Source organism: Gordonia sp. i37 (genome assembly GCF_002043085.1).
In the GTDB taxonomy this organism is placed as follows: domain Bacteria; phylum Actinomycetota; class Actinomycetes; order Mycobacteriales; family Mycobacteriaceae; genus Gordonia; species Gordonia polyisoprenivorans.
Genome location: NZ_MVPX01000262.1, coordinates 1 through 12,031, shown reverse-complemented (window position 1 = coordinate 12,031; position 12,031 = coordinate 1). Strand labels below are relative to the sequence as shown.

General features: G+C 66.1%; 10 protein-coding genes and 2 pseudogenes. 10 read left to right on the top strand and 2 right to left on the bottom strand.

Annotation, left to right across the window (positions count from 1 at the left end; all coding sequences use genetic code 11):
* The 3 genes and pseudogenes from B1964_RS12665 to B1964_RS12655 all read left to right on the top strand — a co-directional run.
* Positions 1-337 (top strand): annotated as a pseudogene (locus B1964_RS12665) (acyltransferase family protein); the annotation flags it as partial.
* On the top strand, positions 334-1,575 hold the full coding sequence (locus B1964_RS12660) for an alpha/beta hydrolase (RefSeq protein ID WP_172398830.1): 1,242 nt from the start codon (positions 334-336) through the stop codon (positions 1,573-1,575). The pseudogene B1964_RS12665 and the gene B1964_RS12660, both read left to right, overlap by 4 nt.
* 4 nt (positions 1,576-1,579) lie before the next feature.
* A complete protein-coding gene (locus B1964_RS12655; RefSeq protein ID WP_079930005.1) occupies positions 1,580-2,470 on the top strand; it encodes a sialate O-acetylesterase in 891 nt (296 codons plus the stop codon).
* Here B1964_RS12655 and B1964_RS12650 read toward each other — a convergent pair.
* Positions 2,437-3,447, bottom strand: coding sequence for a GDP-mannose 4,6-dehydratase (locus B1964_RS12650; protein WP_079930004.1), 1,011 nt, complete (start codon positions 3,445-3,447; stop codon positions 2,437-2,439). The genes B1964_RS12655 and B1964_RS12650 overlap by 34 nt on opposite strands.
* A complete protein-coding gene (locus B1964_RS12645; RefSeq protein WP_079930003.1) occupies positions 3,447-4,442 on the bottom strand; it encodes a GDP-mannose 4,6-dehydratase in 996 nt (331 codons plus the stop codon). The genes B1964_RS12650 and B1964_RS12645 overlap by 1 nt, the downstream gene beginning before the upstream one ends.
* Before the next feature lie 213 nt (positions 4,443-4,655).
* On the opposite strand from B1964_RS12645, the gene B1964_RS12640 reads away from it, so the two are divergent.
* The 7 genes and pseudogenes from B1964_RS12640 to B1964_RS12610 form a co-directional block, all read left to right on the top strand.
* Complete coding sequence (locus B1964_RS12640; RefSeq protein WP_079930002.1) at positions 4,656-5,717, top strand: beta-galactosidase; 1,062 nt, start codon at positions 4,656-4,658, stop codon at positions 5,715-5,717.
* Positions 5,718-6,009: 292 nt separating this feature from the next.
* Positions 6,010-7,206 (top strand): glycosyltransferase, encoded by a 1,197-nt coding sequence (locus tag B1964_RS12635; protein ID WP_079930008.1) that lies wholly within the window; start codon positions 6,010-6,012, stop codon positions 7,204-7,206.
* Positions 7,203-7,832, top strand: a complete 630-nt coding sequence (locus B1964_RS12630; RefSeq protein ID WP_006372633.1) for an acyltransferase — start codon at positions 7,203-7,205, stop codon at positions 7,830-7,832. Before B1964_RS12635 ends, B1964_RS12630 begins: the two co-directional genes overlap by 4 nt.
* Positions 7,833-7,843: 11 nt before the next feature.
* Complete coding sequence (locus tag B1964_RS12625) at positions 7,844-9,007, top strand: glycosyltransferase (protein ID WP_079930001.1); 1,164 nt, start codon at positions 7,844-7,846, stop codon at positions 9,005-9,007.
* A gap of 2 nt (positions 9,008-9,009) precedes the next feature.
* Positions 9,010-10,221: a hypothetical protein gene (locus B1964_RS12620; protein ID WP_253193981.1), complete on the top strand. Its 1,212-nt coding sequence runs from the start codon at positions 9,010-9,012 to the stop codon at positions 10,219-10,221.
* 1 nt (position 10,222) lies between these two features.
* The gene (locus tag B1964_RS12615) at positions 10,223-11,353 is read left to right on the top strand and encodes a glycosyltransferase family 4 protein (RefSeq protein ID WP_079930000.1); all 1,131 of its coding nucleotides are present in this window, start codon (positions 10,223-10,225) and stop codon (positions 11,351-11,353) included.
* A gap of 345 nt (positions 11,354-11,698) precedes the next feature.
* Positions 11,699-12,031, top strand: a pseudogene (locus tag B1964_RS12610) (hypothetical protein); the annotation flags it as partial.

The following is a 12,031-nucleotide window of genomic DNA, read 5'->3' as shown; positions in this document are numbered from 1 at the left end:
CTCCAACTTCCAGTCCACCTTCACCGCCCTCGCCTCCGGTCTGCTCATCCTGATCATCGTGTTGCCGATGGCGGCCGGCGGCGACAGCGTCTTCGCCCGCGCCCTGGACTGGCGGCCCCTGGAATATCTGGGGCGGATCTCGCTGAGTATCTATCTGTGGCATTTCCCGGTGATCATCGTGCTGATCAGGCTCGGTGTGCTGCAGGGGGATTCCTGGGCTGGGTTGGCGGTCAACATCGTGCTGTGCAGCGCGGTGAGCTTCGCGCTGGCCAGTGTGACCTTCCATTTCGTGGAGAAGCCGGCCATGACTTATGCGCGCCGGTTCAAGGTGCGATGACGGGAGTCATCCGTGGTCGCCGCACGGGAGTCGTCCGTCGACACCGGGTGCTGTTCGGTCTGCTCGCAGTCGCGGTGATCGTGCTCCTCGTGCTGGTGGTGGTGATCTCGGTGCGACTCGCCTCGATCCTCGTCGTCGGCAAGGAGTCGGTGGGATTCCGGCCCGGCCAGGGCCCGGGATCGGTGGTGACGACGGAGACGTTCAACGGGCTGCCGATCTCGACGAAACTCGCCGGGGTCAAAGCCTTTCGCGTGACCTATCGGTCCACCGACGCCACCACGAACACACCCACGGTGGTCAGCGCCGTCGTCGTGGCCGGTACCGGTGACCCACCGCGCGGTGGCCGGCCGGTGATCGCCTTCGCCCACGGCACCACCGGGATCAACACGCCGTGTGCGCCGTCGGTCGCCAAGGGCATGTACGGTCTCGGGGCGCTCGCCGGCAACCTCGCCCGACAGGGATATGTGGTGACGCTGCCCGACTATCAGGGACTCGGCGCACCTGGGATACACCCGTATCTCGACGCCCCCACCGCCGGATTCAACGTCATCGACAGTGTGCGTGCCGCGCGTGCGGTGCTCGCCGACACCTCACCGCGGTTCGTCGCCTACGGCGGCTCCCAGGGCGGCGGGGCGGTGGTCGCCGCCGCCACCGAATTCCCCACCTACGGTGCGGGACTCGAGATGCTCGGTGCCGCCGCACTCGCCCCGGCCGCCGACGTCGTCGGTGTGGCCGCGAAGGCACGCGCCGGCATCGCCACCCCCGATCAGCGACTGATGCTGCAATGGGTGATCGAATCGTGGGCACGTGGCGATCACACCGTTGCCCTCGACGATTACCGCGCCGGCGCCGCCGTGGCGGGCTGGGATGCGTTGTCGCAGTGCGCACCGTCGGCCGGTGCCCGACGCGAGGCCGTCGCCACACAACTGCGCCCCACCGACATCGGGCCACGCACCATCGACGCACAGAACCGGCTGACGGCCCGACTGATGCGATCCCGCGCGCCCGTCACCCACACACCGGTGCCGCTGCTCATCGCCTACGGCGGCAAGGACACCTTCATCGATCCGGACTGGACTCGCGCCTACATCGGTGAACTGTGTGCGGCCGGCACCGTCGTCGACGCCGACTTCCAGCCGGACAAGGGACACGGCGACCTCAACGGCGATGCGGTCCTCGGATGGATCGGCCAGAGATTCACGGGCGCAACCGCTCCCGACACCTGCGCAGGAGGATGACCCCATGACCGATCAGACCGATCAGACCCCGACGGCCGCCGACCTGCGGCTTCACGGCGACGCCGCGAAGGCCGCACAGTGGCGTACCCGCGCGAAGGACACCGTCAAACGGGCACTGGCCTCGGGCACACCGGTCACCCCGACACCGCCCTATCAGGTCGTTGCCGTCCTCGGCCAGTCCAACGCCCATGGCGCGGGCCGGCTCACCGATCCCTCGGCCGCACCAGTCACCGATCCGCGGGTGCATCAATGGCCCGGGTGCGGACGCCGCCGCGGACGGATCCTGCTCGCCGAGGATCCATTGCTGCACGGAACCCCCGGTGCGGGTGTCGGATTCGGGACCACCTTCGGTCGGCTGCTCGCCGAGGACATCGACGGCTCCGTGTTGCTCGTTCCCGCGGCCCGCGGCGACACCAGTTTCCACCCGAAGAACGGATTCAGCTGGGACCCCGACCAGAGATCGGTGCGCGTCAATCTGTTCGACCGGGCCGTCGCCCAGATCGCCGGCGCGCTCCGGGCCGCCGGTCCCGAGTCCGAACTCGTTGCGGTGCTGTGGCATCAGGGGGAGAGCGACGTACCGCTGACGGCACCGGAGACCTATCGGGACCGGCTCGACACACTCATCCGGCGGCTGCGTGACCGCTTCGGCACCGTGCCGTTCGTCCTCGGGCAGATGGTGCCCGAGGAGATCACCACCGGCCACGACCGTTACCCCGGAATCGATGCCGTACACCGGGATACACCGTCGCGCCATGCGATGTGTGTCTTCGTCGAGGGCCCCGAGGGGATGCACAACCCCGGTGAGGCCATCCACTACAACGCGGCCGGAGCCCAGGTGTTGGGGGAGCGGATGTTCCGTGCCTACGCCACGGTCCGGCCCGACCCGGCGGGCTGAGCCGCGGCGTCGGCATGCTCGACCGACGTCATGTCATGCTCGACCATCGCCGCCACCACCTCACTGAAGGTCTTGGTGGGGCGCCAGCCCAGCGTGGTCCGCAGCCGAGTGCTGTCGCCCACCAGGTCGATGCTGTCGGCGGGCCGGAACAACGACTTGTCGGTGCGGACGTGACGATGCCAGTCGGCGATGCCCGCGGCCGCGAACGCCGCCCCGGCGAAGTCGGCGACGCTGTGGGAGACGCCGGTGGCGACCACGAAGTCGTCGTCGGCCCGCTCGGTGGCCATCGAGATCATCGCCTCGACATAGTCCGGCGCCCAACCCCAGTCCCGTCGGGCGGCGAGATTGCCCAGCGCGAGTTCGGATCTCGTTCCGGCAGCGATCTCGGCGACCGCCCGGGTGATCTTGCGGGTGACGAAGTGCGGAGCCCGCAGCGGCGACTCGTGCGGATAGAGAATCGCGTTCGACACGCCCACCCCCTGCGCGCGGAACGCCGCGGCAAGCAGATGGCCATAGGCCTTGGACACCCCGTACGGCGACGTCGGGCAGATCGGGGTCGACTCGTTCTGCGGCGCACTGTGTGTGCCGGCAAAGATCTCTCCGCTGGAGGCGTTGACCACGTGCACCGGATGGCCGTCACGCACCAGATCCCGGGCTGCGGTCAGCAATGCGGCCGTCGCCTGGGCGTTCACCTGACCGGTGTGCACCGGGTCCTGCCAGCTCTGACCGACCGACGACACCGCGGCGAGATGGAAGATGACGTCGGGCCGTACCATCTCGACCACCGACGCGCACGCATCGACGTCGCCGAGATCGACCGCCACGCACTCGGCGTCCCCGGGCGGGGCGATGTCGAGCTCCCGAGTACGGCCCGGCCCGGCCACTCCGGTGGTCGACCATCCGCTTTCGGTGAGTGCCGCGATGAGTAGCCGACCGTCCTGGCCACTCGCGCCGGTGATCAGCGCGCGGTGGGGCATCACGCCACTTCGCGTGTCACGGAACCGGATTCGGCCGCGACGTCCGAACGCACCATCATCCGGACGAGAGCGTCGAAGTTGACCTCCGGCTTCCAGCCGAGTTGCGCATGCGCCTTGCTGGAGTCACCGATCAGCAGGTCCACCTCGGCCGGACGGAAGAAGCGCGGATCGATGTGCACATAGCGCTCCCAGTCGCTGATGCCCACCTCGTCGAAGGCCACGTCGAGGAGTTCGCGGATGGAGTGGGTCTCGCCGGTGGAGATCACATAGTCGTCGGCCGCGGGTTGCTGAAGCATCAGCCACATCGCACGCACGTAGTCGCCGGCGAAACCCCAATCGCGTTTGGCGTCGAGGTTGCCCAGCGCCAGCGACTCCTGGAGTCCGAGATGGATGCGTGCGACCGCACGGCTGACCTTGCGGGTCACGAATTCCGGCCCGCGACGTGGGGACTCGTGATTGAACAGAACACCCGAACTGGCATGCATGCCGTAGGACTCGCGGTAGTTGATGGTCATGTAGTGACCGAAGACCTTGGCCACCCCGTACGGCGAGCGCGGCCACAGCAGCGTCGATTCGCGTTGCGGAACTTCCTGCACTTTGCCGAACATTTCCGAGCTGGAGGCCTGGTAGAAGCGGATCTGCTTGCCGGTGGTGTCCTGGTGCAGGCGCACGGCCTCGAGCACGTTGAGTACGCCCGTACCGGTTACGTCGCTGGTCAGGCGGGCGTTCTGCCACGAGTACGCGACAAAGGAGACCGCACCGAGGTTGTAGACCTCGTCGGGATCGGCGAAGGCCATCGCCCGCATCAGGCTCGACAGGTCGAGCAGATTCCCGGAGACGATCTCCACGAAGGGATGGGACGCGGCGAGGGCGTCGGCCTTCGGATTGTTCTGTCCCCGAACCAGTCCCACGACTCGGTAACCCTTGGAATGCAGCAATTCGGACAGATAGAGGCCGTCCTGACCGGTGATTCCGGTGATGAGCGCGGTTTTCATGCCAACCCCGTTTTCTGAAGTGAGTGGATGCCGTGGACGCAGCATCGTCGGCGAGCCCGTGCCTCGGGTCCGACAAAGAGATGTTCGCATGCGGCGCGAGTATTGGCGCGCCGAGTTACCGGAATTGGACAGCATTGGGGCGATTGTCACGCAATTCACATGTATTTCATCTCCCATGAAGAATGTGTCAGAAGCTCTGGTTACGATGCGTGCATGAAACATGTCATGCCGCGTGTGGTGCACCGTTTGCGGTTTTTCTCAATCGTTCTCGTCGTCATCGCCGTCCTCGGTGTGGGAATGGTCGGCGCCGAGCCGGGCCGCGCGAGCGCCGAGGTGTCCATCCCGGCGGACGGTTACGGGTTCGCCGGCGGTAGCGACATGTTGTGGTTGTCGCAGGCCGATCTGAACCGCGAACTCGACGGCGTCACCAAGACCAAGGCGAGCTGGCTGCGAGTGGTCATCGATTGGAACACCATCGAGCCGACCCGGGGCACCTACAACTGGTCGACGCCCGACCGACTGATCAACTCGGCCCGCGCGCACGGACTGAAAGTGCTGGCCACGGTGGTGTCGTCGCCGGCCTGGTCGCGGCCGGCGGGCAGTTTCTTCACCGCTCCGCCCACCGACAACGGTGACCTCTCGACCTTCCTGCGTGCACTGATCGCACGGTACAAGGCCAACGTGTCGAACTATCAGATCTGGAACGAGGTGAACCTGCCGCTGTTCTTCGGTGGCAGCGTCGACGCCGCCCGCTACACCTCGCTGCTCAAGTCCGCCTACACGGCGGTCAAGGCGGCCCAACCCGGCGCGACGGTCATCAGTGCCGGTCTGGCGCGTTCGGTTGGTCCGTATTCTCCGCTCTCGTACTACACCGCGATGTACAACAACGGCGTGCAAGGCTACTTCGACGCGGCCGCAATGCATCCGTACGTCTTTCCCGGCGGAATCACGACCAACCCGGAGAATGTCATCAGCGACACCGTCGGCCTGCGCAACCTGATGATCGCACGGGGTGACGGCGCCAAGAAGATCTGGTTCACCGAGATCGGTGCACCCACCGCCGCCGATTCGCCCGACGGGGTGAGCCAGGTCGAGCAGGCCAAACAGATCACCGACATGCTCTGGTATGCCGCCAACTGCGGGTTTGCCGGTCCGACGCTGATCTACACGATCCGCGACTCGGGGACTTCCACCACCGACCGCGAGCAGAACTTCGGGGCGCTGTTCACCAACGATTGGACGCCGAAATACGCCGCGTCCGTTCTCGCGGGGTGATCGCCGGATTCTTCGGAATCCGAATGTGAAACAAAGAATGGTTTTCGTACCGCGTGTAAGTGGCGTTACAGAATGCGCGAGAGATGCCGGTCACAATGCATTCGAGATGCCGATCACCCGCAGCGGTGTTAGCGTTTCCCCTGTCCCAGGGATGCGGTGGCATTCCCAGCACGCACTGACCGATTCCGTGGTTCGAATTGTGCATGCGCCCGTAGGTGGCGGTCGTGTGCATCTGCCTTGGCCTGCCACGGCGATCGGTGTTGCTGCGTACTCACAGAGAATGGATGGACCCGTGGTTACTGATGACGCTCCTCGTCCAAGGATCGCCATAGCGCACGACTATCTGACCCAGCGCGGGGGAGCGGAGAAGGTGGTGCTGTCGCTGAGCCGGGCCTTCCCGGACGCGGTGATCCACACGCTGCTCTTCGAACCCGATCAGACCTATCCGGAGTTCGCCGACAAGACCGTCGTGACCTCGCCGGTGAACCGAATCGGATTCCTGCGCAAGAATCATCGGGCTGCGTTGCCGCTCTTGCCGTTTGCCGCATCACGAATGGTCATCGACGCCGACATCGTGCTCACCAGCACCAGCGGGTGGGCGCACGGCTTCTCCACGACCGGAACCAAGATCGTCTACTGCTATTCGCCTGCGCGGTGGCTTTATCAGACCGACGTGTACCTCGGGGAGTCGCCGAGCACACTCAAACGGTTCGCCATGTCGGCGATGGGGCCGGGACTCAAACGGTGGGACCGTCGCGCCGCCTACAGCTGCGATCGGTACCTGGCGATCTCCAATGCGGTCCGTGACCGCATCCGCACCACCTACGGACTGTGCTCGACCGTGGTCTCCGCGCCGGTGACCGCGCCCGCCCCGGTCGAGGGTGCGGTATCGCCCGACGCGTCGCTGACCGATGCCCCCTTTTTCCTGTGCATCTCCCGGCTGCTGTCCTACAAGAACGTCGACAAGGTCATCGAGGCCTTCCGGGGCAGCGAGCGCCGCCTCGTGGTCGTCGGCCGCGGTCCGGAAAAAGATGCGCTGCAAGCGATCTGCCCCGACAATGTCACCATGCTGCAAGACCTCACCGACGCCGAGATGGCGTGGCTGTATCAGCACTGCACTGCGGTCGTCGCGGCGAGTTACGAGGATTACGGGCTGACCCCGCTCGAGGGCGGGATGTACGGCAAGCCGTGTGTGGTGTTGCGATGGGGTGGATTCCTCGACACTGTCGTCGAGGGCATCAACGGTGACTTCTTCGACGAGCCCGAACCCGAGCAGATCCGTGACGCGGTGGACCGGGTGGTGGCGATGGACTGGGATACCGACGTCATCCGCCATCACGTGCACAAGTTCGACGAGAGCGCGTTCATCAGTGAGATCCGACGGGTGATCGACGAGAGCACTCCCGGCCCCAAACCTGCAGAGCCCGGAGCGACAGAACTCCGCCCGACCGACCTCGGACCGGCAGCATCGGCAAAGGAGATGGTGTGAGCGACAACGAGACCGTGGCAGCCCCGGCGAGCGTCACCGTCCCCGAACGGGACGATTTCACGCCGAGATACTCGTTCAACGACATCTCCACGATCGCCAAGGCGCGCAATCGCGTCGGAATCCTGCTGTACAACAACCTCATCACCTTCATCCCGTCGCACACCATCCGGCAGGCCTTCCTGCGGCTGTTCGGCGCCAAGATCGGCAAGGACACCTCGATCCTGCGTGGCTGCCAGGTCTTCGACATCGATCAGATCCGGATCGGCGAGGCCTGCTCCATCGGATTCCGGGTGCTCTTCGACGCCCGGTCGGGGATCTGCATCGGCGACAACGTGGTGATCGCCAGCGACACCCAGATCATCGCCGGCAAACACGACCCGGCCAGCCCGGAGTTCGTGCCCGTCATCGAGCCGGTCTACATCGGTGACTACGTGTGGATCGCCAGTCGTGCAACCATTGTCAGCGGTGTGAGCATCGGTCGCGGTGCGGTGGTCGCGGCGTGCGCCATGGTCGGCAAGGATGTCGCCGATCTCGACATCGTCGGTGGGGTGCCCGCCCGCGTCATCTCCAAACGTCCCGAGACCGCGCTCCGATACCGGCCCAAGTACCGGCCGCTGTTCTACTGACGCCGACTGTGATGGCAGAGTTGGCGGATCTACGGGTGATCCACGTGGGCCCGCGCGCCGAATGCGGTGGGGTGGGCTCCTATTCGGTGCGATTTGCCGAGACGTTACGTGGCCACGTTGCCGAGGTGATCGAGGTCCGACACGGGAGCCCGGGGTCCGACACCGTGGCCGACCTACGTCGTCGGCGTCGACACCTGACCGAGTTGATCGCGGCGTCCGAGCGGCCGACCGTGCTGCATGCCGAGTTCTCCGGCGGGTCGGTAGAATCCTTCTGGCCCACAGCTGGTTTCGTAGCGTCGGCCAAGCTGGCGATCTCCGCGACGGTGCACGACCCGCCCGGACTGGTGTGGTGGCCTGCGCGCACCCGATTCCTTCAGCGCCGGCGACTGCTCAACCATGGTCTGCACTTCCCGATGCGGGCGGTGTCACGTCGTGTCGAGCGAGGTGTGTTCGGTGATCGGATTCTGTTCGGCACCAGCGTGATCGGTGCACAATCGCTGCGGGAGCGGTATCCGGACGCCACGGTGCACGTCGCACCCCTGACGGTGCGCGCCATGCCGGAGATGCCAGCCGCACCCGGCCGTCCGCGCGCCGTCGGGCTTTTCGGACTCGTGTACCGGGGCAAGGGATTCGAGCACGTCGAACGACTGCGCGACCAATTGCCCGACGACATCGCGATCCGGATCGCCGGCCGCGGGACCGAAAACCTGCCACGCCGTGACGGCATCGAGATCCTCGGCGGGCTGGCCGAGGAGGAGATGGCCGGCTACTTCGCGTCCATCCGGGCGCTGGTGGTGCCGTACGGCGATCGCAGCCCGTACGGCACCGCGTATCCGTCGTCGGGTGTCGTCGCCGACGCCATCAGTCACCTGACGCCGATCGTCACCACCGGTCACGGTGCGCTGCGAGAGTTGGGGGCCGAGGGTGGGGCCGTGGCGATCGACGAGGGCGTCACGGCTGAGCAGACACCCGCAGCGCTCGCCGGCAAGATCGTCGAGATCATCGACGACACCGAGCGTTTGGCGGTGATGGCCGCGAGCGTGGAAGGTATGCGCAAGCTGCGTGAACCCGACACCGTGATCGGGGGCTATGTCTCGGTGTGGTCGTCGGTGTTGGGGGAGACGTCGGCGTCAGAGAGCTCTTCGATCTCCGAGAAGCCTGCGGGGTCGCGGTGACGGTGACCGACGCCCCGACTCCCGTTGATGGTCGCCGCAACGTGATCAAGGCGGTGGTCGCCGCCGGGTGGGCCTACGGTGGCCGTGCCTCCGGGCTGCTGTGGACCATTGTGGTCGTCGCCCACCTCGGTGTCGGATCGTACGGCCAGTACGCGATGGGTTTCGCTTTGGGCGCGATCATCGCTGCGCCACTGGACAATCCGTTCAACGTCCGCGCGATCCGCGAGTCCAAGGAACGTTTCCTCACCGAACGCGCCTCCCGGGCACTGCTCGGCATCGGATTGATGATTGCCGGCGCGGCATGCTCGCCGTTCTCCTATCTCGCGTGGTTCGCGCTGGTCGTCGGTGGCGGCGAGATCGTGTTCAACGCGGTCAAGAGCGCCCCGCTGCGCGACGGACACCCCGATCGGGTGATGCGGATGGACACCATCCGCCAGTTCTCCAGCATCGTCCTCGGCGCCGGATACCTTCTGGTGGCACCGCATCCGAACCTGACCGCGGCCAGCGTGCTCTACGCCCTGCCGTACGTGGTGGTCGCCGCGCGTGGGCTGATGCTGGTGCCGGGCAACCGCCCCGGCATTCCCGGCCATCCCCGGCTGATCGCGGTGCTGTTCGCCGAGCACCTGGCCAACGCGGCATACATGCAAGGCGACATCCTGCTGCTCGGTGCCCTCACCGATTCCGACATCGCCGGGTACTACGCGATCGCCAGCACCGTCGGTTGGGCCGCAGCCCAACTCGGCATGGCGTTGGGCAACACCTATCACGAGCCGCTACGCGCGGCCGGAGGTGCGCTGAGCGCCGGTCCACCCACGAAACACATTGCCGCAGTGGCGGTGGCGACATCCGGATCGGTGATCGCCGCAGGCCTGGTCATGTTGGCCACACCGTTCTCGACACAACTGGCGTGGTCGCTGGTGATCATCGGGGTATTCGTCGCGATGCGGGTGGTCAACTTCGTGCTGATGACGGTGTTGTACGTGCAACGACGCGACATCGTCCGCAGCGTTGCCGCCGGCGTGCTCGCCCCGATCAAGCTGCTGCTGGTGTTCGCGTTGGCGCACTGGGGATCGATCGGTGCATGTATTGCGTCGGTGGTGACCGATGCGCTGCTGCTGGCCATCTACCTCGCTGCGGTGCGCCGTCCGATTCCCGCGGTGGAAGCCGAGCAGGCTGCGATGGCTCCGGAACAGACTGTCAGAGAGGGTGAATGAGATGACGTCGGTGACCTTTCTGTTGTCGAAGGACCCCGAGCACGAGCACGGCGGCGACATCGCGCTGTCGCGCGTCATGATGGACATCGCCCGGGAGAACTTCGATGTGCGTGCGGTGTGTCTGTCGAGCAACGGGGTTGGGCCGAACGCAGACAGCAGTATCGTCCGGGTGCCCAAACCGGCGGTGAAGGGCCCGTCGTTGGCGTGGCAGAGCGTGACGACGCGACGCAGTCTGTGCCACGTCCGCTACGACGTCGACGAGTTGGTCGATGCTCTCGACGCCACCTGCAGTGACGTCTATTTCGCCGAGCACTCGTACATGGCGGAGGCGTTTCTGCGTTCGCGCCACAGTGTCTCGGCACCGTTTGTCATCAGCACCGTCAATCCGGAGTCGTCGGTGTGGAAGCTGACCCGCGGCACCATCGGTCGGCTCGAGGCGCCGCGGATCACCGCCGACGAGTTGAGGGTCGCCCGCCAGGCCGACGCGCTCGGTGGCTATGATCTCGAGGAAGCGCAGTACTACCGCGACAACGGTGTTCCGAACGCGCGATGGATCGATCTCACCCTGCCGCCCGGGGTTCCCGCCCATCGTGACATTGCGCCGCCGCGACTGGCATTCATGGGTACCCGAGGCTGGCCACCCAACCAGGAAGCCTTCCTCGAGGCCCTGCGTCTGTGGCCGGAGATCTCGAAGGGCATCGACGGTGCCGAACTCTGCGTCATCGGTGCCCCGAAAGCCGGCGCCAAACAACCGACGCTGCCCGACGGCGTCCGCGACCTCGGCTTCGTCGACGACATCACCGCCTTCCTGAGTACCTGTCGTGCCCTCATCGCACCCGTGCGCACCGGCGGTGGAGTGCGGGTGAAGATCCTCGATTCCGCGAGCATCGGTCTGCCCGTCGTCGGGACCTCGGCCGCCATCGGCTCCCTGGGTCCGGTTTTCGGTCTCACCCCGTACGACGACGACGCCGAATTCGTAGCCCGCTGCCGCGAATACCTCCTCGACGCCGAGATGGCCCGCAAGGAAGGTGAGCGACTCTACGACACCAACGCCGCCCGGTGGCATGACCGCGTCCCTCACGAGGCCGTCGAATCCCTCATCCTGCGTCGCCCCCCGACCCCCGGTCACTGACGCCCGCCCTTTCCGCCGGCCCCATAATCGGTGGTCGAGGTGTGAGGCGCGCCAGCTGTGAGCATCGAGACCAATTGTGCCGCTGCTGGTTCCGTACTCCCGGCGTCATTCGATCGTCCGACATTTGTCAGCGCGTCGGCCCCTTCCTCCCGCTGTTCGAGGTGTGAGGCGCGCCAGCGCCGAGCCTCGAGACCTGTTGTGTCAGAGCTGGTTCCAACACCAGCCGTCGTCGGGACAGATCGACGAGTGACGCGCGAGAAGGCAAATCGAGAATACACCCGCACGCGATCACGATACTGTGACCACAAGACTGTGATCACAAGCGTCGACGAAGGGGGAGGCCTCGTGATCCGGCGACTCTGTGTATCGGCGGTGATGCTCGGTGTGCTCGTGCTTGCGGCAGGCTGCCACAACTCGCAACAGGCTGCGCCATCGACAATCACTCGCACCGCGACGGCAACCGCCACCGCGTCGTCGAGCACGTCGTGTGCGCCCACACCGAGCTGGCTGGCCGGCGGCGTGGTGCCCACCGGCGGACCGTCTCCGGACACATGGGCTCATCTCGACACTCATCCGAAGGCCACCACCTTCGACGCCTGCCAAAAGGGACTGAGCTACGCCATCCTCGCCGGCCAGAACGGTGACCGGGACCGGCCCGCAGGTACCGGCTCCCGCCCC

Bases quoted from the DNA above. Each gene is read 5' to 3' on its own strand.
- B1964_RS12660 (WP_172398830.1), top strand. From the start codon at position 334: ATGACGGGAGTCATCCGTGGTCGCCGCACGGGAGTCGTCCGTCGACAC.
- B1964_RS12655 (WP_079930005.1), top strand. From the start codon at position 1,580: ATGACCGATCAGACCGATCAGACCCCGACGGCCGCCGACCTGCGGCTT.
- B1964_RS12650 (WP_079930004.1), bottom strand. From the start codon at position 3,447: ATGCCCCACCGCGCGCTGATCACCGGCGCGAGTGGCCAGGACGGTCGG.
- B1964_RS12645 (WP_079930003.1), bottom strand. From the start codon at position 4,442: ATGAAAACCGCGCTCATCACCGGAATCACCGGTCAGGACGGCCTCTAT.
- B1964_RS12640 (WP_079930002.1), top strand. From the start codon at position 4,656: ATGAAACATGTCATGCCGCGTGTGGTGCACCGTTTGCGGTTTTTCTCA.
- B1964_RS12625 (WP_079930001.1), top strand. From the start codon at position 7,844: ATGGCAGAGTTGGCGGATCTACGGGTGATCCACGTGGGCCCGCGCGCC.
- B1964_RS12615 (WP_079930000.1), top strand. From the start codon at position 10,223: ATGACGTCGGTGACCTTTCTGTTGTCGAAGGACCCCGAGCACGAGCAC.